Consider the following 22,723-nt stretch of genomic DNA (forward strand, 5'->3'; position numbering starts at 1 on the left):
AGGGGGCGCCGGCCGCTCGCGTCCGGACGTGCGCCGCGTCGTGGGAGGCGGCGCCTGAGCGAGGGCACCGGAGCCGGTTACGGCGGAGGCACCCCGCCATCCGACCGTAGCGGCGGGTCCGGCCATCGGCACGTCGGACCGACCGCTTCGAACGCCGCGTCACCGTGCGCGACGAGGCGCGCGGCCCCTGTTGCCCCGCCGTCGGGCGCCGGACATCATGAGGGCGTGGACCACCCCGGGTGAGCGGGGCCGTGCGGCCCCGGAACACCGCCGGGTCACCCCCTCCGGCGGGGGCAGGGCGGCACACCTGTCGAAGCGCCCACCGAAGCGCCCGCCGACGCCAGGAAGGCGGCACCCGATGGACGCCACCCCTCAGCCGCCCCTGCGGTACGCGGTCGGACTCCCCAACCGGCGCGAGTACGCGGATCCCCGGCTGCTGCGCGAACTGGCGGTACTGACCGAACAGTCCGGCTGGGACGGGTTCTTCCTCTGGGACGGGCAGGTCGCGGAACACCCCGGCGAGCACGTGACCGACGCCTGGACCACCCTGGCCGCGGTCGCCGCCGACACGGCGCGGCTGCGCCTCGGCGTCATGGTCAGCGTGCTCGCCCTGAAGCGCCCGGCCGAGGTCGCGCGCGCGACGGTGGCCCTCGATCTGCTCAGCGGCGGCCGCCTGGTCTTCGGTGCCGGTCTCGGCTCCTCCGCGCGGGAGTTCGAGGCGCTGGGCGAGGACCCGGATCCGCGGGTGCGCGCCGACCGGCTCGACGAGGCCCTCCAGGTCCTGGACGGACTGTGGACCGGCCGGCCCTTCACGTTCCAGGGCCGCTGGTTCACCGTCGCGGACCAGGCGTTCCAGCCGGTCAGCCCGCAGCGCCCGCGGATCCCGGTGTGGATCGCCGGGACCTGGCCCGCACGGCGCCCGATGCGCCGGGCCGCTCGCTGGGACGGCGTCTTCCCCACCCGGGCCGGGGTCGGCCACACCGAGATGATGCCTCCGGCGGACCTGGAGGCCGTCGTCGGGTACGTCCGCGCCCACCGGAACGGCGACCGGCCTGACGGCGACCCGACGGACAGCGACCGGACGAACGGCGACCGGCGGCCGTTCGAGGTCGTCATGGAGGGGCAGACCGCCGGGCTGGAGCCGGCGGCCGACGCCGCCGTCGTCGCCCCGTACCGGGCGGCCGGGCTGACCTGGTGGGTGGAGAAGCTCGGCTGGTTCCGCGGCCCGGCCGACCTCGTCCGCGCCCGCGTCCGCTCGGGACCGCCGAGGGCCTGAGGCCTGAGGGCGCCCTGACGACGCACGACCGCCCCGGACCGTCGGCCCGGGGCGGTCGTGGAGCGGGACCGGTCAGCCGCCGATGCCGGTCTCGGTGAAGTTGCCCGCCACGCCCGTCGGACCGATCACCAGGGTGCCCTCGAAGAACGTGGCACCGTTCGGGCCGAAGTCGACATCGGTGAAGTGGATGGCGCTGCCGTTCGGGCCGACGGCGAACGCCCCCTGGGTGAAGTTGGCGTTCGGGACGTGGACGGACTCGGTCGCGGAGGCGACCGTCGCCCCGCCGATGACGAGCGGGAGCGCGAGCGCGGAGACGGCGAGTACGCGGTGAGCAGTACGCATGAGGGAAGCGCCCTTCCAAGGCTGTGGAGTTCGTGGTTCAGCAGGCCACCGCGGCATGGCGGCCCGTCACCATCTACACACGCGCCCACACGGAGCGCTACCGGAGTGTGCCATCCGTGGATCCGCCCGCGGCCGCGCCCGCGCGGCACCCCGCGGATTCCCGTGCGAGCGGCGATATCCAGGCCCCGGACGATGCGGCCGAACCGGTCCGTACGGTCGTGTAATTTTCCACCAACCGCCTCGTCCGGGAATTGTTGCATGCCCGATTCGGGCATGGTCTACTGAATCCAACTGGATATTCCCTCGATGCACTCCAGGCACACTGGAATGGCTTTCGCATGCGGACCGGAAGGCTCTCACCGTGCGTGTTCGCAGACGGAGGAGGCCCCCATCGGATGTCCTCCGAAAACCCGGAAATCATCACCCTGCGTAGCAGTGCACCGGCGCTCCTCACCGGAGGATGGCTACGGTATGTCAACGCGAATTTTTGTGACCGATTCAGCAGGAGCCGAGCGGTCGGTCGTTCTGGAAGGCCGGCCCGACAGCCTGCCCACCGACCCTTCGGACGTCGACCCGGCCACGGGCGGGGCCCAGGTGGTCGTCACCCGCTGCGGGCAGCACCACCATTTCGAGCGCAGCGGCGGAACCGAGTACGTGGACGGTCAGCTGCTGCCGGTGTTCCGCTGGAGCTACAGCACGGCGATCGCCGAGTAGCGCGCACCGCACCACGCCTGAGGCGGGGCGGGCCCTGTCCGCCCCGCCGGAGAACCGGAACCGGATGACCCGACAGCCGGCCGGAAGAGACGGACGACCGGATCCCGGCGGGAGCCGGTGCGGGTCGGCCCGGGCCGCGCCGGCTGTCCGCGCGCCCAACCGCGCGCCCAACCGCGCGCTCCGGCCCGACCGGGACAACAGGACGGCACCCGCCCGGGCCGGTTCCCCGGGAACCGGGCCGCAGGGAGAGAAGGACGAATTCGTGGACGCAAGCATAGCGGTCGTGGGAATGAGCTGCCGCTTTCCTTCCGCACCTGACATCCGATCCTACTGGTCTCTTCTGACCGGCGGCACCAGCGCAATTTCCGGACCACCCAAGAATTCCTTCGCAGAATTTTCCGACCGACCGTCCTCGGGCGGGTTCATCGCCAACCCCGAGGAATTCGACGCCGATTTCTTCGGCATCTCCCCGAAAGAGGCGGCCGCACTCGACCCGCAGCAGCGCCTGGCCCTCGAAGTGTCCTGGGAAAGCGTCGAGGACGCCGGAATCCTGCCGGCCGCCCTGAGTGAACTCGACACCGGGGTCTTTTTCGGTGCCATGCGCGACGACTATGCCGTGCTCACCCGACGTCACGGTCAGGACCGTTACAGCCTGCACACGTTCGCCGGGCTGCAACGCAGCATGATCGCCAATCGGGTGTCCTACGCGCTCCGGCTGGGCGGCCCCAGCATGACGGTGGACACCGGGCAGTCCTCCTCCCTGGTCGCCCTCCACCTGGCCTGCGAGTCCATTCTGCGCGGCGAGTCGGAAGCGGCCCTGGTGGGCGGCGTCAATCTGCTGCTCGACCAGGACGGGGCCGCGGGGGCCGGGTCCTTCGGAGCCCTGTCGCCCGACGGCCGGTGCCGCCCGCTGGACGAGGCCGCCAACGGCTTCGTGCCCGGCGAGGGCGCGGGCGTCGTCCTGCTCAAGCCCCTGACCGCCGCGCTGGCGGCCGGGGACCGGATCTACTGCGTCATCCGGGGCAGCGGCGTCAACAACGACGGCGGCGGGCCGGGTCTGACGCACCCCAGCGTCGTGGCGCAGCAGGAGCTGCTGCGCCGGGTGAACGACCGGGCGGGCACCCTGAACGCGGTGCAGTTCGTCGAACTCCACGCGACCGGGACGCCGGCCGGCGACTCGGTGGAGGCGCGGTCCGTCGGCGGCACGCTGGGTGCGGCCCACGACAGCGGGCACCCGGTGGTGGTCGGCTCGGTCAAGGCGGCCATCGGGCACCTGGAGGCCGCCGCCGGGATCGCGGGCTTCATCAAGGCCGCGCTCTCCGTCTGGCATCACGCGATCGTCCCCCAGCCGAACTACCGTGAGCCGTCCCGGCGGATCCGGCTGGACGAGCTGAACCTGCGGGTGCCGCTCGCCTTCGAGGACTGGTCACGACGGGACGCGCCGCTGGTCGCGGCGGTCAACTCCTTCGGGCTGGGCGGCACCAACTGCCATGTGGTGCTCGCCGAGGCCCCCAGGACGGCGGAGCCGGAGCCCCGGGCGGAGTGGATCCACGACGAGCACGTCCATGTGGTCTCGGGGCGCACCCGGGAGGCGCTGCAGGCGCAGGCCCGCGCCCTGCTCGGCCGGCTCACCTCGGCGGCCCGGGTCACGGACGGGGCCGACCCCGGGCCCGACGGCTCGAACGGGCCCGACGGCTCGAACGATGGGCCGCCCGAGCCGCTCGACCTGGCGTACTCGCTGGCGACCACCCGGACGCGGTTCGGCCGGCGGGCGGGCGTGGTCGCCGGGGACCGCGACGCGCTCCGCGAAGGGCTGTCGCACCTCGCCGAGGGGACCTCGTCCCCCCGCGTGCACCAGGGAGAGGTGTGCGACCGGGCGGGCACCGCCTTCCTCTTCGCCGGACAGGGCACCCAGCGGCCCGGCATGGGCCGGGAGCTCCACCGGCACCAGCCGGTCTTCGCGGCGGCCTTCGACGAGGTGGCCGCGGCCCTGGACCGCCACCTCCCGCGCCCGCTGAAGTCCGTGGTGTTCGCCGACGCGGGCAGCGCCGGGGCCGCGCTGCTGGACGACACCGCCTACACCCAGCCGGCCCTGTTCGCGCTGGAGGTCGCGCTCCACCGGCTGCTGACCACGTGGGGGATCCGCCCGGACGTCCTGCTCGGCCACTCGGTCGGCGAGCTGGCGGCGGCGCACACGGCGGGTGTGCTGTCCCTGCCGGACGCGGCGCTGCTGGTGGCGCGGCGCGGGCAGCTGATGAGCGGCCTCCCGACGGGGGCGATGGCCGCGATCGAGGCGACCGAGGAGGAGGTCGCCCCCCTGCTGGCGGAGCAGGGCGGGCTGGTCTCGCTCGCCGCCGTGAACGGCCCGCGGGCCGTGGTGGTCTCGGGGGAGCCGGACGGTGTGCGGGCGGTGGCCGCGGAGTTCAGGCGGCGCGGCGCCCGTACCCGGATCCTCCGGGTGAGCCGGGGCTTCCACTCCCCCCAGGTGGACGCGGTGCTGCCGGACTTCGCCGAGGTCGCCCGGTCGGTCTCCTACCGGCCGCCCGAGGTGCCGATGATCTCCACCCTGACCGGCGTCCGGGCGCGCCCCGAGGAGCTGTGCACGGCCGACTACTGGGTCGAGCAGCTGCGGGGCACCGTGCGCTTCCTCGACGCGGTCCGCACCGCCGCCGAGGGCGGGGCCGCCCACCTGGTGGAGCTCGGCCCGGACGCCACCCTGACCACGATGGCGGGGCGCTGCCTGCCCCCGGAGGACGAGCCGCACCGGAGCACGCTGGCGCTGCTCAGCGACACCGTCCCGGAGCCGGCCGCGCTGTCGGGCGCGCTGGCCGAACTGTTCGTCCACGGGGTCCCGGTGGACTGGCCGAAGGTGTTCGAGCAGCTGCCCGCCCGGCGGACCGCGCTGCCGACGTACGCCTTCCAGCGCCGGGCCCACTGGCTGACGCCACCGGTCGCGGGCGCCGCCGGCACCGGGCCCGGGACCCGGCCCGAGCCCGTCCCCGGGCCGCAGGCCGAACCGCGCCCCGAACCGCGGCAGCCCGAAGCGCCGCGGCCCGAACCGCAGCCGTCACCGGACCTCGCCGGCCCCTCCGGCCCCTCCGGCCCCTCCGACCTCGCCGGCCTCTCCGGCCCGGAGCTGGAGCGGACCGTCCTGGAGCTGCTCCTCAGCCACGCCGCCGCGCTCCTCGGCTACGAGGCGGAGGACCGGATCGACCCGCGCCGCTCCTTCGAGGACCTCGGGGTGAACTCCCTCACCGCCGTCCAGCTGTCCACCGCCCTCGGTGCGGCCGTCGGACGGCCGCTGCCGGACACACTGACCTACGACCACCCGACCCCGCGCGCGGCAGCCGCCGAGGTGGCCGGGCTCCTCACCGCCAGGAGCGAACAACTCCCCACCGATGACGGCGAGTTCGCCACTCCACCGGACCTGCGCCAGGACCCGGTCGCGGTCGTCGCGCTGGGCTGCCGGCTGCCCGGCGGCATCACCTCCCCGCAGCAGCTGTGGTCGCTGCTCCAGGCCGGCCGGGACGCCGTCGGCGACTTCCCCCGCGACCGGGGCTGGGACATCGACGAACTGTTCGCCACCGACCCCGACGCACCCGGCAAGACGTACGTACGCCAGGGCTGCTTCCTCTACGACGCCGCGCAGTTCGACGCCGACCTGTTCGGCATCTCCCCGCGCGAGGCGCGCGCGATGGACCCCCAGCAGCGCCTGCTGCTGGAGATCGCCTGGGAGACCCTGGAGCGCGCCGGCATCCCCGCCGACTCGCTGCGGGGCAGCGCCACCGGTGTGTTCATCGGGGCGACCGCCCAGGAGTACGGCCCGCGGATGCACCAGGCGCCCGCCGAGTCCGGCGGCTACGCCCTGACCGGGACCACCACCAGCGTCGCCTCCGGCCGGCTGGCCTACACCTTCGGCCTGACCGGGCCGGCCCTGACCGTCGACACCGCCTGTTCCTCCTCGCTCGCGGCCGTGCACCTGGCCTGCCGGTCGCTCGCCGCGGGCGAGTGCGGACTGGCGCTGGCCGGCGGTGTGGCGGTGCTGTCCTCGCCGGGCATGTGGGTGGAGTTCTCCCGCCAGCGCGGGCTGGCCCCCGACGGGCGGTGCAAGCCGTTCGCCGCCGCGGCCGACGGGACGGCGTGGAGCGAGGGCGCCGCCCTGGTCCTGCTGGAGCGGCTCTCCGACGCCCGCCGCCACGGCCACCCGGTGCTGGCCGTGATCCGGGGCAGCGCCGTCAACCAGGACGGCGCGAGCAGCGGCCTCAGCGCCCCCAACGGACCGGCGCAGGAACGGGTGATCCGGCGCGCCCTCGCAGAGGCGGGCGTGAGCGCCGCCTCGGTGGACGTGGTCGAGGCCCACGGCACCGGCACCACGCTCGGGGACCCGATCGAGGCCCAGGCGCTGGGCCGGGCCTACGGGGAGGGCCGGGACGCGGACCGCCCGCTGCTGCTGGGCTCGCTCAAGTCGAACATCGGCCACGCCCAGGCGGCCGCCGGAGCCGCGGGTCTGGTGAAGATGGTGCTCGCGCTCCAGCACGAGGAGTTGCCCGCCAGCCTGAACATCGACGCGCCCTCGACGCGGATCGACTGGGACGCGGCACGCCTGCGGCTGCTGACCGGGAGCGTCCGCTGGCCGCGCGGGCCGGCCGCCCGCCGGGCCGGCATCTCCTCCTTCGGCATCAGCGGCACCAACGTCCACCTCGTCCTCGAAGAGGCCCCGGACGACTCCACCGACCGGCCGGACGGCCACCCCGCCGAGCACGCCGCCGAGCCCCCCGCCCGGGCCTGGGACGCGCCCGCCGTGCCGTGGACGCTCAGCGCCGGGAGCCCGCAGGCACTGCCGGCCCAGGCGGAGCGGCTGGCCCGGGCCCTGCGGGACGGTCCGGCCCTCGACCCCCGGGACGTCGGCTGGTCGCTGGCCACCACCCGGACCGCGCTGGACCACCGCGCGGCCGTGGTCGGCGACACCCGGGAGGCGCTGCTGGACAGTCTGGACGCCCTGGCCCGCTCGGCCCCGACCGACCACCCCGAGACCGGGGCGGTCGTCCGGGCCGAGGCCCGCCCGGGCCACCGGACGGTGTTCGTCTTCCCCGGGCAGGGCTCCCAGTGGCCCGGCATGGCCCGCGGCCTGCTGGCCGCCTCCCCGGTCTTCCGCGCGCACATCGAGGCCTGCGACCGTGCCCTGTCCGCGCACTGCGACTGGTCGCTGCGGTCGGTGCTGGCCCAGGAGCCGCAGGCACCCTCGCTGGACCGGGACGACGTGGTGCAGCCCGCCCTGTTCGCCGTCATGACCGGGCTCGCCGAGGTCTGGCGCGCGCACGGGGTGACGCCCGACGCGGTGGTCGGGCACTCCCAGGGCGAACTCGCCGCCGCCTGGGCCGCCGGGGCCCTCACCCTGGAGGATGCCGTCCTCGCCACCGTGACCCGCAGCCGTCTGGTCGGCACGCTGGCCACGGACGGCGCGATGGCCTCCTTCCGGCTGCCCGCGGCCGAGGTCGAGCGCCTGCTGCGGGACGGCTACCCCGGTCTCGGCGTGGCCGTGTTCAACGGCCCCTCGGCCACCGTGGTCTCCGGGCCGCGGGACGAACTGGAGCGGCTGCTCGCCCGGTGCGAGAAGGACGGCGTGCGCACCGCCCGGATCGCCGTCAACTACGCCTCGCACTGCGCCGACGTCGACGTCCTGCGCGAGCCGCTGGCCGAGGCCCTGGCCGGCCTCGCCCCGCGGCCGGCCCGGATCCCGTTCTACTCGACCGTCACCGCCGACACGGACCCGGCGCGGCTGCTGGACGGTGCGTACTGGTTCACCAACCTGCGCAGCCCGGTCCGCTTCGAGCCGACCGTCCGGGCCCTGCTCGCCACCGGGCACGACACCTTCGTCGAGATGAGCCCGCACCCGCTGCTGACCCTCGGGATCCAGGAGACCGCCGACAGCGAGGAGCCGCCCCGGGAGATCACCGTGCTCCCCTCGCTCCACCGGGACACCGGGGAGCCGGCCGACCTGCTGTTCGCACTGGCCCGGGCCTGGTGCCACGGCCTGGCCGTCGACTGGGCGCCGGTGCTCGGCGGAGCCCGGCCGGTCGCGCTGCCCACCTATGCCTTCCAGCGCAGCCGCTACTGGCTGTCCGCCTCGCCCCAGCCCGGTGGCGACGGCGCCCGGCGCCAGGAGGACCAGGCCGAGCGCCCGCTCTGGGAGGCCGTCGAACGGCAGGACACCGCCGCCGTGGCCGCCACGCTGGGCCTGGCCGACGAGGCGCCGGTCCGCGAGGTGCTCCCGGCACTGGCGGCCTGGCGCAGTGCCCGGCGCAGCCGCGCCCGGCTGACCGGCCTCTGCTTCACCACCGCCTGGACGCCGCTGGTCGAGCACAGCGCGCCGACCACCCGGGCCGACTGGCTGCTGGTCACCCCCGAAACCGAAGCCGGAACCGGAACCGGGCCGTGGCCGCAGGCCCTGGCCACCGCCCTGGCCGCCCTCGGCGCCGAGGTCCGCACGGTGGCCGTGCCACCGGGGACGGACCGCGCCGGGACCGCCCGGCTGGTCGGCGGCGACGACGGCCGGCGACCGGACGGCATCGTCTCGCTCCTCTCCCACCGGCCGGACACCGACGGCGACGGACAGCCGGAGCCTTCCCTCGCCGACACCGCCGCGCTGCTCCAGGCGCTGGACGACCTGGACTGGGAGACCTCCCTCTGGTGCGTCACCCGGGACGCCGTGCGCGTCGACGCGCACGACACCGACACCGATCCGGCGCAGGCCGCGCTCTGGGGTCTCGGCCGCACCGCCGCCCAGGAGTATCCCGACCGCTGGGCCGGGCTGCTCGACCTGCCCGCCGAGCCCGACCCCGAGAGCCTGCGCCGGGCCTGCGCCGCCCTGACCCTGCCGGGTGCCGAGGACCAGCTCGCGGTCCGGGCCCGGGGCACGTACGCCTGCCGTCTGCGGGAGGCCGCCGTGCCGCCCGGGCCCGGCTGGCGGCCGCGCGGGACGGTCCTCGTCACCGGTGGCACCGGCTTCCTCGGGGCCCACGCGGCGCGGACCCTGGCCGCCGCCGGGGCACCGCACCTGCTGCTGCTCAGCCGGCACGGCGCGGACGCCGAGGGCGCGGCCGAGCTGGCGGCCGAACTCACCGGCCGGGGAGCCCGGGTGACCTTCGCCGCCTGCGACATCCGCGACCGGGACGCGCTCGCCGCCGTGCTCGCCGCCGTCCCCCCGGACGAGCCGCTGACCGGCGTGGTGCACACCGCCGGTGTGCTGGAGACGGCCACCATCGACAACCTGACGCCGGACCACCTGGAGCGGGTGCTGGCCGTCAAGACGCTGGGCGCCCGCCATCTGCACGACCTCACCGAGGGGGCCGACCTCGACGCCTTCGTCCTCTACTCCTCCGTCCTCGCCACCGTCGGTATGGGCGGCCACACCGCCTACTGCGCGGCCAACACCTACCTCGACGGCCTCGCCGACCGGCGCCGCGCCCGCGGCCTGCCCGCCACCTCCGTCTCCTGGGGCTACTTCCCCGGCGGCCTCGGTGCCGGCGGCGGCGACTGGACGGCCGAGCACGGACTGCTCGCGCTGGACAGCGACCGGGCCGTCGCCGAGCTGCCCGCGCTGGCCGCCGGCCGCGAACCCCGGATCGTCCTGGCCCGCTTCGACTGGCCGGTCTTCCTGTCCGGCCGGGCGGCCGACCGCCCCAGCCCCTTCCTGAACGACCTCCCGCCCGTCCAGCAGGCCCGGCAGGACCAGCAGGAGCGGGCGGGCGGCACCGCCCGGACCGCGGCCGGCCTGCCGTCCGACTTCCCGCAGCTGCCGGCCGCCCGGCAGCGGCAGGTCCTCGCCGAGCTGGTCCGCTCCACCGCCGCGGCCGTCCTCGGCCACCACGCGCCCGACTCGGTCGCCCCGAACCGGCCGTTCAAGGAGCTCGGCCTCGACTCGCTGGCCGCCGTCCAGCTGCGCAACCGGCTGGCCCACGCGACCGGCCTCCATCTGCCGACCGGCCTGGCGTTCAGCCACCCGACCCCCACCGACCTGGCCGCCCATCTGCACACCCGGCTGGCCGCCGCCGGCCGGTCCGAGCAGCCGGCGGAGCAGGGCCCGCGGGCGGCCGCCACGGCCCGGCCCGCCGACGAACCGATCGCCGTCCTCGGCATGGCCTGCCGACTGCCCGGCGGCGCCGACACCCCGCAGGAGCTGTGGGACCTGCTGGCGGCCGGCACCGACGCCATCTCGCCGTTCCCGGAGGACCGCGGCTGGAACCTCACCGAGCTGTACGACGCCGACCCCGCCGTGCCCGGCAAGAGCTATGCCACCACGGGCGGGTTCCTGGACGCCGCCGCCGACTTCGACGCCGAGTTCTTCGGCATCTCGCCCCGCGAGGCGCTCTCCATGGACCCGCAGCAGCGGCTGCTGCTGGAGACGTCCTGGGAGGCGCTGGAGCGGGCCGGGATCGACCCGGGTTCGCTGCGCGGCAGCAGCACCGGCGTCTTCGCCGGGGCGGTCTACCAGGACTACGGCGCACGCTCGCACGAGGCACCCACGGAGATGCAGGGCTACCTCACCACCGGGAAGCCGCTGAGCGTCATCTCCGGGCGCGTCGCCTACGTCCTCGGGCTGCAGGGTCCGGCCGTCTCCGTCGACACCGCCTGCTCGTCCTCCCTGGTGGCCGTCCACCTGGCCTGCCAGTCGCTGCTCCAGGGCGACAGTTCCCTGGCGCTGGCCGGCGGGGTCACCGTGATCGCCTCCCCGGGCCTGTTCATCGAGTTCTCCCGGCAACGGGCGCTCTCCCCCGACGGCCGCTGCCGGTCCTTCGCGGCCGAGGCCGACGGCACCGGGTTCGCCGAGGGCGCGGGGATGGTCGTCCTGGAGCGGCTCTCCGACGCCCGCCGCCACGGCCACCCGGTGCTCGCGGTGATCCGGGCCAGCGCGATCAACCAGGACGGCGCGAGCAACGGCCTGACCGCCCCCAACGGCGAGTCCCAGCAGCGGGTCATCCGCCAGGCGCTGGGCCGGGCCGGGCTGGGCGGCGGCGACGTCGACCTGATCGAGGCCCACGGCACCGGCACCACCCTGGGCGACCCGATCGAGGCCGAGGCCCTGCTGGCCACCTACGGCCGCGACCGCGCCGCCGACCGGCCGGTCCACCTCGGCTCGCTCAAATCCAACATCGGCCACACCCAGGCCGCCGCCGGGGTGGCCGGGCTGATCAAGACCGTCCTCGCGCTCCAGCACGCCACGATGCCGATGACCCTGCATGCCGCCACCCCCACGCCGCACGTCGACTGGGGCACCGGCGCCGTCCGGATCCTCTCGGCCACCACCCCCTGGCCGGACACCGGCCGGCCGCGCCGGGCCGCCGTCTCCGCCTTCGGGGTGAGCGGCACCAACGCCCACGTGATCATGGAGCAGGCCCCCGAGGCCGTAGAGGCCGCCGCGGTCCCAGAGGCCCCGGAGGCCCCGGAGACCCCCGGACCCGTACCCGGGTCCGCCCCCGAGCCGGCCGCCGGACGGCCCGTCGTGGCGCCGCCCGTCTGGCTCCTCAGCGGGCACACCGAAGCCGCCCTGGGCGCCCAGGCACAGCGCCTGTACGCCCACCTGACGGCCTCGCCGCCGCCCTCCGCCGAGGCCGTCGGCCACGCCCTGGCGACCACCCGCGCCCAGCTGACCCACCGGGCCGCCATCACCGCACCCGACCTGAACGGCTGCCTGCGGGCGCTGCGCGCGCTGGCCGACGGAGCCGGTGACCCGGACCTGATCACCGGCCGGGCCGCCGAGGGCCGGACGGCGTTCGTCTTCGCCGGGCAGGGCTCCCAGTGGCCCGGCATGGCGGCCCGGCTGATCGAGGAGAGCCCGGTCTTCGCCGCCGGCATCGCCGACTGCGCCCGCGCCCTGGCCCCGCACACCGACTGGTCGCTGGACGACGTCCTGCGGCCCGGGGCCGGCGCCGAGGCGCTGGACCGCGTCGACGTGGTCCAGCCCGCGCTCTTCGCCGTCCAGCTGTCACTGGCCCGGCTCTGGTCCGCGGCCGGGGTCCGGCCGGCCGCCGTGGTCGGCCACTCCCAGGGCGAGATCGCCGCCGCCTGCTTCGCCGGGGCGCTCTCCCTGGAGGACGCCTGCCGCGTCGTCGCGCTGCGCAGCAAGGTGCTGACCAGGCTGGAGGGCGATCACGGTCTGCTCGCCCTCCAGCTCTCCCACGAGGAGGTGCTGCGGCGGCTCGACCGGTACCCCGCGCTCACCGTCGCCACCGTCAACAGCCCCCGGGCCGTGGTGGTCGCCGGTCCGGCGGCCGCGCTCGACGCCCTGTACGCGGAGTGCAAGGCCGAGCAGGTCAGAGCCCGCCGGATCCGGGTCAGCTACGCCGCCCACTCGCCGCAGGTCGACGAACTGCGCACCGCCCTGCTGGAGTCGCTGGCCCCGGTGGCCCCCAGGGCCGGGGAGCAGGAGTTCTACTCCTCGGTGACCGGAGCCGCCCTCGACACCAGCACGCTGGACGCCGCCTACTGGTTCCGGAACCTGCGCGAGCCCGTCCGGTTCGATCTGGCCACCCGGGCCCTCCTCCAGGACGGCCACCGGTTCTTCGTCGAACCCAGCGTCCACCCGCTGCTGTGCGGCGCCGTGCTGGAGACCGCGGACGCCGAGGCCCGGCCCGCCGCCGCCCTGCCCACCCTGCACCGCGACGAGGGCGGGCTGCGCCACTTCACGGCCGCCCTCGCCAGGGCCCACGTCGAGGGCGTCCCCGTCGACACCGGCGCGCTCAACCCCCACCGCCCCGGGGAGGAGCCGCCGGCCCTGCCCACCTACGCCTTCCAGCGCCAGCGCTACTGGGTCGACACCTCCCGCGGCGGCACCCGGCAGGAGCTGGCCGCCACCCTGGGCGCGACCTCCGCCGACCATCCGATCCTCGACATCGGCCTGCCCGACCCCGAGAACGACGGCATCGTCCTGACCGGCCGGGCGAGCCCGCGCACCCACCCCTGGCTGCGCGACCACGCCGTCGGCGGAGACCTCCTGCTGCCCGGCACCGCGTTCGTCGACCTCGCCCTGCGCGCGGGCCGCGAGACCGGCTGCCCGCACCTGGCCGAGCTGACCCTGCTCGCCCCGCTCCACCTGGGCGAGGAGGACGGCACCCAGCTGCACCTCACCGTCGGCGGCCCCGACCCGGCGGGCCGGCGGAACGTCACCATCCGTTCGCGCCCGCACACCGCCCTCACCGGGGAGCCGTGGGCCCTGCACGCGCGCGGCCTGCTCTCCCCGTCCGCCCCTTCCGCCCAGCCGACCGACACCCCGCCGACCGACACCCCGGCGGCCGCCCCCTGGCCGCCCGAGCACAGCGTCCCGGTGGACGTCGACGAGTTCTACGCCGGTGCGGGCGTGCGCGGTTACGGCTACGGCCCGGCCTTCCAGGGGCTGACCGGCATCTGGCGGCGCGGCCAGGACATCTTCACCGAGGCCAGGATGCCCGAGGGGCTGGACCGCCAGGACCCGGCCTTCGACCTCCACCCCGCGCTGCTCGACGCGGCCCTCCAGGGCCTGCTGGTCCGCCGCCCCACCACCGTCGAACTGCCCTTCCACTGGGGCGGTGTCCAGTTCCACGGCAGCGGCGCGACCACCCTGCGCACCCGCATCCGGCCGCTGGACCAGCAGAGCGTCACCGTCGACATCACCGACGGGGGCGGCCGCCCGGTGGCCCGGATCGAGACCCTCACCATGCGGTCGGCCGGCACCCAGGCGCCGCGTCACCTGCTCGGCGGCGAGGGCCTCTACCGCCTCTCCTGGAAGCCCGTCGCCCCCGGCCCCGCACCCGCCCGGCCGCTCCGCCCGGCCGGCCTCGGCACCGGTCCCGCCCAGCCGCCGAACGGCGACCGGCCGTGGCCGCTGTACGCCGACCCGGCCGCGCTCGCCGAGAGCCTCGGCCCCGACCGGCCCGCCCCCGACCTCGTGCTGCACACCCTGACCCCGGCCGAGGACCAGGCCCCCGGGCCCGACGGCCTCGCCCCGGCCGTGCACGCCGCCGTCCAGCGCACCCTGGCCCTGCTGCAGAGCTGGCTCGCCCAGGAGAAACTGGCCACCACCCGGCTGGTCCTGCTCACCCACCGGGCCGTCGCGGCGCTCCCCGGCGAGACCCCCGACCCGGTCGGCGCCGCGCTCTGGGGGCTGGTCCGCTCCGCACAGAGCGAGAACCCGGGCCAGTTCACCCTCCTCGACATCGCCGACCCCGGCCCCGAACAACCCGACGCACCGGCCCTGGCCGCGCTCCCGCTCGGCACCGAACCCCAACTCGCCCTGCGCGAAGGCCTGCTGTACGCGCCCAGGCTCACCCGGGCCGCCACCCCGCCGCCCGCGCCACTCCCCTACGACCCGGACGGCACCGTCCTGATCTCCGGCGGCACCGGCACCATCGGCCGGCTGCTCGCCCGCCACCTCGTCACCGAGCACGGCGTCCGGCACCTGCTGCTGCTCAGCCGGGGCGGTGCGGCCGCCCCCGGCGCCGACACCCTCCGGGACGAGCTCGCCGCGCTCGGCGCGCAGTGCACCGTCGCCGCCTGCGACACCGCCGACCGCGCCGCCCTGGACGCCGTCCTCGCCACCCACCTCGGCGACCGGCCGCTCAGCGCCGTCGTCCATGCCGCCGGCACCCTGGACGACAGCACCGTCACCACCTTGACGGCCCGTCAGGTCGATGCGGTGCTGCGGCCCAAGGCCGACGGCGCGCTCAACCTCCATCTGGCCACGCTGGCCCGGAACCCGGCCGTCTTCCTCCTCTTCTCGGGCGCCGCCGGCACCTTCGGGACACCGGGACAGGCCCACTACGCGGCGGCCAACTGCTTCCTCGACGCCTTCGCCGAGTACCGGCGTGCCCGGCACCTCCCCGCGCTCTCGCTGCCCTGGGGCCTGTGGGCCGAACGCAGCGCCATGACCGGCCACCTGGACGCCACCGCGCTGCGCCGCCTGGAGCACCTGGGCATCGCCGAACTGCCCGCCGCACACAACCTCGCGCTGCTCGACGAGGCCCAGCGCCTCGACGAGGCCGTCCTGCTGCCGCTGCGGCTGAGCGGGGCCGCCCTGCACGGCAACGACACATCGCCGCTGCTGCGCGACCTGATCCGGCCCCGGCAGCAGTCCGAGCGGTCCGCGGCGGTCACCGAGGCCGACGAGCGGCAGCTCCCCGGCCGGCTCGCCGAGGCCGGGCCGCAGGAGGCCCGGACGATCCTCACCGACCTGGTGCGCGGCGAGGTCGTCCAGGTGCTCGGCCACTCCTCGGTGGACGACATCGACCCCGACGCCGCCTTCGCCGACCTCGGCTTCGACTCGCTCACCGCCGTCGAGCTGCGCAACCGGATCAACCGGGCCACCGGGGCGACCCTGCCGGTCACCGCCGTCTTCGACCATCCGACACCCGCGGCGCTCGCCGCCCGTCTCCTGGCGGACCTGCTGCCCGACGCCGCCGAGCCGGAGCCGCCCGTCCCCGAACCGGAGCCCGAACCGGCGGCCCACTGGGCCGACACCGCCGAGGACGCCGAGCTGTTCGCCGCCATCGATGGGATCCAGGAATGACCACCACCACGCCCCGCGCCCGCCCCTTCGGCACCACCGCCGGCGCCGTCGGCACGGCAGACCCCGTGCTGTCCGGGCCGCCGCTGCTCCAGGTCCGCTGGGAACCCGTCCCGGTCACCGGACCACCACCCGGCTGGTCCGTTCTCACCCCGACGGCCGCGCCCTCGGCCCTGACCGAGGAACTGCGCGCGGCCCACCCGGGCATCCCCCTGTCGGCCTCCGGCGCACCCGCCGGACCGCCCGCCCCGGCCGTCCTGGCGGTGCCGGCCGACGAGGCGCCCGAGCAGGCCCTCGCCCTGGTCCGGGCCGCGCTCGCCGCACCGGACCGGCCGGGCGCCCGGCTGGCCCTGCTCACCCGGGGCGCGGTGTCCGCCCGTGACACCGACCCGGCGACGGATCCGGAACAGGAGGCGCTGCGGCGGCTGGTGCTGGCCGCGGCCGCCGAACGGCCCGGCCGGTTCACCCTGATCGACCTCGACGCGGACCCGGCCTCCCTCACGGCCGTCGCCGCGGCCCTCGGCTCCACCCGCTCCCAGCTGGCGATCAGGACGGGCACCGTCCTCGCACCGGAGAGCGCCCCGGCCGCCCTGCTGCCCCTGCCCGCCGGCCACGTCCAGCTCGCCCTGCCGGGCCCACCGCCCTGGCGGCTCACCCTGATCGGCAAGGGGACGCTGGAGAACCTCGCCCTGGACCTCTGCGACGAGGTCGCCGAACCGCTGGTGGGCAGCCAGGTCCGGCTGGCCGTGCAGGCCGCCGGGGTCAACTTCCGGGACGTCCTGGACACCCTCGGGCTCTACCCCGGCGACCCGGGACCGCTGGGCGCCGAGGGCACCGGCACCGTGCTCGACACCGGCCCGGACGCCACCGTCCTGAAGCCCGGGGACCACGTGACGGGCCTGCTGACCGGCGCCTTCGGCCCCGTCGCCGTGACCGACGAACACCTGCTGGTCCCCGTTCCCCCGGGCTGGCCGGCCGCCCGGGCCGCCGCCGTCCCGGCGGCCTTCGCCACCGCCTCCTACGGGCTGTTCGACCTCGGCCGGCTGACGGCCGGCGAACGCGTCCTCGTCCACTGCGCCACCGGCGGGGTCGGCAGCGCCGCCGTCCAGCTCGCCCGGCACGCGGGCGCCGAGGTGTTCGGCACGGCGAGCCCGCCCAAGCAGCCGGAGCTGCGGCGGCTGGGCCTGGACGACGACCACATCGCGTCCTCCCGCACCACGGACTTCGAGCGGGAGTTCCGGGACGCCACCTCCGGGCAGGGCGTCGACGTCGTCCTCAACGCCCTGGCCCACGAGGCCACCGACGCCTCCCTGCGCCTGCTCGGCCCGGGCGGCCGGTTCGTGGAGATGGGCAAGACCGACCCGCGCGACCCGGCCGACATCGCCCGGGACCACCCGGGCGTCGCCTACCTCGCCTTCGACCTCAGGGAGGCGGCCGGCCCGCAGCGGCTGGCCGGGATCCTGCGCGACCTCCAACGGCTCTTCGCCACCCGGGTGCTCCACCCGCCCACCGTCCACGTCTTCGACGTCCAGGACGCCGCGGCCGCGTTCCACCACATGAGCCGGGCCCGGCACACCGGCAAGCTCGTCCTGCGCATTCCGCCGCCCGACGGCGGGCAGGGCAGCGTCCTGCTCGCCGGCCCGCTCGCCCGCACCGCACCGCTGGCCCGGCACATCGCCGCCGGACAGGGTGCCCGGCACCTCTGGCTGGTCGGGCCGCCGGACGGGGACGGCCGCGCCCTCGCGCGGCTCCGGTCCCAGCTGGAGGGCCTGCCCGTCGAGCTCCACCCGGTGGACGCCGACCCCGCCGACCCCGAAGCGCTGCGGCGGGCCGTCGAGGCCGTGCCGGCCGAGGCTCCGCTGACCGCCGTCGTCCACGCCGCCGCCGACGCCCGCCCGGCCCCGGCTGCCGACAAGCCCGACAAGCCCGATGAGCCAGACGAGCCCGGCGGGGCCGCCGAGCTGCTGCACCGGCTGACCGGGGAGCTTCCGCTGGACACCTTCCTGCTGATCGCCACCGCGCGGTCCGACAGCCGGGGCCACGACCCGGGCGACCCCACCCGCGGCCACCCCGGGCTGGAGTCCCTGGTCCGGCACCGCCATTCGCTGGGCCTGGCCGCCACCCTGGTCGTGCTGCCGCCCGAAGGCGCCCGGCCCACCGTCCTCACCTCCCTCTACGACACCGCCCGCCACACCGACGCCCCCGTGCTGACCGTGGCCGGGGCGGCGCCGGACGGGCGGCCCACCGCCCGGAGCGACCCCCACGACGGCGGCTGACCGCACCAGCAGCCGCCCACCGACACCCGGCAACCGGAAAGGACCGAACCATGGCGGAGCAGGAGGAAATCCGCACCTACCTCAAACGCGCCGTCGCCGAGATCGAACGGCTCCGCGAGCGCCTGAGCGCCGCCGAGGCGGGCCGCGACGACCCCGTGGCCGTCATCGGTTTCGGCTGTCGGCTCCCCGGCGGGGTCGCCTCACCGGCCGACCTCTGGCAGCTGGTCGTCGACGGCCGCGACGCCGTCACCCCGTTCCCCGACAACCGGGGCTGGCCTCTCGACACGCTGTTCTCCCCCGACCCGGACCACTCCGGCACCTCCTCCACCGGGCACGGCGGCTTCCTCTCCCGCCCGCAGGACTTCGACGGGAGCTTCTTCGGCATCACCCCGCGCGAGGCCCTCGCCATGGACCCACAGCAGCGCATCCTGCTCGAAGTGGCCTGGGAGTCCCTCGAACACGCCCGCATCGACCCGGCCTCACTGCGCGGCAGCAACACCGGCGTCTACGCCGGGGTGTCCTGGCAGGACTACGGGGAGGGATCCTGGAGCGACAGCCGCGTCGAAGGACACCTCGTCACCGGAAGCGCCGTCAGCGTCGTCTCCGGCCGGATCGCCTACCTGCTCGGGCTGGAGGGCCCCACCCTCTCCGTCGACACCGCCTGCTCCTCCTCGCTGGTCGCCATCCACCTCGCCCGCCAGGCCCTGCGCGAGGGCGAGTGCTCCCTCGCCCTCGCCGGCGGCGTCACCGTGATGGCCACCCCGCGCCCCTTCATCGGCTTCTCCCGCCAGCGCGGCCTGGCCGCCGACGGCCGCTGCAAGGCGTTCTCCGACGCCGCCGACGGCATGGGCATGGCCGAGGGCGCGGGCCTGCTGGTCCTGGAGCGGCTCTCCGACGCCCGGCGCCACGGCCACCCCGTGCTCGCCCTGCTCCGGGGCTCCGCCCTCAACCAGGACGGCGCCAGCAACGGCCTCACCGCCCCCAACGGACCGGCCCAACAGCGGGTCATCCGGCGGGCGTTGGCGGACGCCGGGCTGACCCCCGCGGAGGTCGACGTCCTGGAGGCGCACGGGACGGGAACCAAGCTGGGCGACCCGATCGAGGCGCAGGCCGTCCTCGCCACCTACGGGCAGGGCCGCCCGCCCGACCGCCCGCTGCTGCTCGGCTCGCTCAAGTCCAACATCGGCCACGCCCAGGCCGCCGCCGGGGTCGCCTCCGTCATCAAGATGGTCCTGGCCATCCAGCGGCGGACCGTCCCCCGCACCCTGCACGCCGACCGGCCGAGCGCCTACATCGACTGGTCCGCCGGCGCCGTGGAACTCGTCACCGCCGCCAGGCCCTGGCCCGACAGCGGCCACCCCGCGCGGGCGGCGGTGTCCTCCTTCGGCATCAGCGGCACCAACGCCCACCTCATCGTCGAAGAGGCTCCCCCGGTCGAGACCCCGCCCGCCGGGGCCCCGGCCGCCCGGACGCACGACCACGACGGCCCCGTACCCTGGCTGATCTCCGCCAGGAACACCGCCGCCCTGCACGCCCAGGGCGCACGCCTGGCCGACTACGCCGAGGCCCACCCGGGGCTGCGGCCCGCGGACGCCGCCACCGACCTCGCCACCACCCGCGCCCTGCTGCGGCACCGGGCGACCGTCGTCGCCGCGGACCGCACCCAGCTCCTCGGCGCCCTGCGCGCACTCGCCGAGGGCCACCCGCACCGGCGCCTGGTGATCGGCACGGCCGGCCGCAAACCCGGCGGCACGGTCTTCGTCTTCCCCGGCCAGGGTGCCCAGTCCTCCACCGGGGGGCGGCAGTTGTTCCACAGCTCGGCCGTGTTCCGGGAGCAGTTCGAGGCCTGCGACCGGGCCCTGCGCCCGCACATCGGGTGGAGCCTGAGCGACCTGTTCGGCACCGACCCGCCCACGGTGGACCTCGCGCAACCCGACATCGTCCAGCCACTGCTGTTCGCCACCATGGTCGCGCTGGCGGCACTCTGGCGCGGCCACGGCGTCGAGCCGGACCTCGTGATCGGGCACTCCCAGGGCGAGATCGCCGCCGCGTACACCGCCGGCGCCCTCACCCTCGACGACGCGGCCGCGCTGGTCGCCCTGCGCAGCCGGGCGCTCGGCCGGATCGCGGGCACCGGCGGCATGGTGACGCTCCCGCTGTCCCTCGACCGGACCGAGGCCCTGCTCGCGTCGTGGCGCTCCTCGCTGTCCGTCGCCGCGGTCAACAGCCCCGCCTCGGTGGTCGTCGCGGGCCCCGACGACGACCTGGAGCAACTCCTCGACCACTGCCGGACCGAACGGATCGGCGCCCAGCGCCTCCTCGTCACCGTCGCCGTGCACACCTCGGCCATCGAGGCCGTCCGGCCCGAACTGCTGGCCGCCGCGGCCGGCCTGCACCCCCGCAAGGGCACCGTCCCCCTGCACTCGACCATCACCGCCGAGCCGATCGACCACCAACTCCTGGACGCCGCCTACTGGTACGCCAACATGCGCGAGCCGGTCCGGTTCGACGAGAGCATCCGCGCCCTGCTGACCGCGGGCTACCGCTACTTCGTCGACCTCGGCCCCCAGCCCATCCTCGTCCCGGCCGTCACCGAGACCTACCACGCCTACCGCGCCGCCCACTCCGCGACGGGGCGCGGCGATCCGGTCACCGTCACCGGCACGCTGCGCCGCGAGGGCGACGAACCCGCCGAGTTCCTGCTGGCCCTGGCCACCCTCTGGGCGGCCGGCGCCCCGGTCGACTGGACCCCGGCGCTCCCCGGCGGCTCCGTCCTCCCGGCGGACCTCCCCACCTACCCGTTCCAGCACCACGCCTACTGGCTGACCCCCGGAGCCCCCCGCCACCTGAACGCAACCGTGCCACCGCCCCCGACCGCATAGAAGGCAGACCATGAACCAGGAATCCGCCGCCACGTCCGCGCCCATGCAACTGGACCTGATGATCTCCCTGGTGAAGACACACGCCTCCGCCATCTCCGACCTCCCGGTCGACCAGATCGACAGCCACCAGCTCTTCCCGGAACTCGGCTTCGACTCCCTGATGACGGTCCGGCTGGTCAACAGCCTCGAACAGACCACCGGGCTCACCCTCGAACTCGGCGTGGTCAGCGAGAACCCCACCCCGGCCGACCTCGCCGCCTTCCTCTGCGCGGCCCTCGCCCGGCGCGACCAGCCCGAGCCGGCCGCCCCGCCACCGCAGGCCGACGGCATCGGCGAGCTCTTCCGGCAGACCGTCGACGCGGGCCGAGCGGTCGAGGCGCTCGACTTCCTGGCCGCCGCCGCCCGGCTGCGCCCCCGGTACACCGGCGCCGACGACGCGGGGCCCCCGCCACCCCCGGCCCGCCTCTCCCGCGGCACCGAGAGCAAGAAGATCATCTGCCTGGACTCGCTGGGCCCGTTCGTCGGCAACTTCACCTACGGGCGCTTCGCCAAACGCTTCCTCGGCACGCACGACCTCTACGCGCTCCGCTACCCCGGTTACGCGGGGTCGGACCCGGTGCCCGAGTCGCCCGCCGCCCTGGGCAAGGCCATGGCCCCCGCGGTGGAGCGCTGCGCCGACGGCGCCCCGTTCGTGCTCGTCGGGTACTGCTCCGGCGGCTGGGCCTCCCTGCTGGTGGCCGCCGAACTCGAATCCCGCGGCGCCGGGCCGGAGGCGATCGTGCTGATCGACACCCCCGTCCCCGAGGACCTCTCCGACGAGGTCTTCAACGGCGGGACGAAGTCCCTGCTGGCCTCCTGGCCGGACGTCGTCTCGCTGGCGACCCCGGCACTCACGGCCTTCGGCTGGCACTACAGCATGCTCCGGGGCCACCCGCTCCCCGCGGTCACCACCCCCGTCTTCTCCATCCGGGCCACCGAGCCCCTCCCGTACACCGACGGCGTCCGGCTGAACAACCGCTGGCCCGACAGTCTGAAGAGCGCCGACGTGGCGGCCGACCACTACTCGATCATGGTCGCCCACGCGGCCGACGCCGCGGACCTCACCGCCCAGTGGATCTGACCCCCGCCCCCTCCCCGGAGGAGCCCCCGATGACCGGCACCGAGATCTTCGGACGGCTGATGGACGCCGTCAACGACAAGGACATCGACGGCGCGGCCAACTGCTACAGCGAAGACGTGCACTACGCGGAGCCCGGGATCAACTGCGACCTCCACGGCCGCGACCAGGTCCACCGGCTGTACACGTCCTGGCTCACCAACGCCGATCTCAAGGCCAGACTTGACGACGCCTTCACCGCCGGGGACCGGGGCGCGTTCGTGTTCACCATGACCGCCACCGTCGTCAAGGAAATCGCCGGCCTGTGGCCTGCCGACAGCGTCGGCCGGACATTCTCGGTACCGGTCGCGGTCATCGCCAGGCTGGACTCCGACGGCCTCATGTCGGAGGCCGTCTACCACTGGGACACCATGACCATGCTCTCCCAACTCGGACAGATTCCCGGCTGATTCGCCACGGACAGCGCGATCCGGAGTCGCACCTGCCTCCGGGCCGCACCGCCGAGCACCACCCCACAGGGCCCCGCCGAATACCGGCGGGGCCCTGCCGCACGTTCGGCCGCCTCCGGCATCCGGCCGG

The 22,723-nt window shown here is 75.8% G+C and carries 8 protein-coding genes; 7 read left to right on the forward strand and 1 reads right to left on the reverse strand.

Annotated features, from left to right (window positions below; all coding sequences use genetic code 11):
- The first annotated feature begins 358 nt into the window (after positions 1 to 358).
- Positions 359 to 1,276 carry an LLM class flavin-dependent oxidoreductase gene (locus AB0P06_RS05045; protein ID WP_363605139.1) on the forward strand — a complete coding sequence of 306 codons (918 nt, stop codon included), beginning with the start codon at positions 359 to 361 and terminating at the stop codon, positions 1,274 to 1,276.
- Between the two features lie 72 nt (positions 1,277 to 1,348).
- Here the strand turns inward: AB0P06_RS05045 and AB0P06_RS05050 are convergent, their stop codons facing one another.
- On the reverse strand, positions 1,349 to 1,618 hold the full coding sequence (locus AB0P06_RS05050; protein ID WP_363605141.1) for a hypothetical protein: 270 nt from the start codon (positions 1,616 to 1,618) through the stop codon (positions 1,349 to 1,351).
- Positions 1,619 to 2,107: 489 nt separating this feature from the next.
- Between AB0P06_RS05050 and AB0P06_RS05055 the strand changes: the two genes are divergently transcribed.
- The 6 genes from AB0P06_RS05055 to AB0P06_RS05080 all read left to right on the forward strand — a co-directional run bounded on the left by AB0P06_RS05055 (position 2,108) and on the right by AB0P06_RS05080 (position 22,593).
- Positions 2,108 to 2,332 (forward strand): DUF5988 family protein, encoded by a 225-nt coding sequence (locus AB0P06_RS05055; RefSeq protein WP_363605143.1) that lies wholly within the window; start codon positions 2,108 to 2,110, stop codon positions 2,330 to 2,332.
- Positions 2,333 to 2,396: 64 nt separating this feature from the next.
- Positions 2,397 to 15,872, forward strand: a complete 13,476-nt coding sequence (locus AB0P06_RS05060) for a type I polyketide synthase (protein WP_363605145.1) — start codon at positions 2,397 to 2,399, stop codon at positions 15,870 to 15,872.
- Positions 15,869 to 18,145, forward strand: a complete 2,277-nt coding sequence (locus tag AB0P06_RS05065) for a zinc-binding dehydrogenase (protein ID WP_363605146.1) — start codon at positions 15,869 to 15,871, stop codon at positions 18,143 to 18,145. Before AB0P06_RS05060 ends, AB0P06_RS05065 begins: the two co-directional genes overlap by 4 nt.
- A gap of 50 nt (positions 18,146 to 18,195) precedes the next feature.
- Positions 18,196 to 21,027 carry a type I polyketide synthase gene (locus AB0P06_RS05070; protein WP_363605147.1) on the forward strand — a complete coding sequence of 944 codons (2,832 nt, stop codon included), beginning with the start codon at positions 18,196 to 18,198 and terminating at the stop codon, positions 21,025 to 21,027.
- A 10-nt stretch (positions 21,028 to 21,037) separates the two neighbouring features.
- Positions 21,038 to 22,147, forward strand: a complete 1,110-nt coding sequence (locus AB0P06_RS05075) for an alpha/beta fold hydrolase (RefSeq protein WP_363605148.1) — start codon at positions 21,038 to 21,040, stop codon at positions 22,145 to 22,147.
- Between the two features lie 29 nt (positions 22,148 to 22,176).
- Positions 22,177 to 22,593: a nuclear transport factor 2 family protein gene (locus AB0P06_RS05080; RefSeq protein ID WP_363605150.1), complete on the forward strand. Its 417-nt coding sequence runs from the start codon at positions 22,177 to 22,179 to the stop codon at positions 22,591 to 22,593.
- Positions 22,594 to 22,723 lie beyond the last annotated feature (130 nt).

It is taken from the genome of Kitasatospora sp. NPDC088351, assembly GCF_040685575.1.
Lineage (GTDB): Bacteria > Actinomycetota > Actinomycetes > Streptomycetales > Streptomycetaceae > Kitasatospora.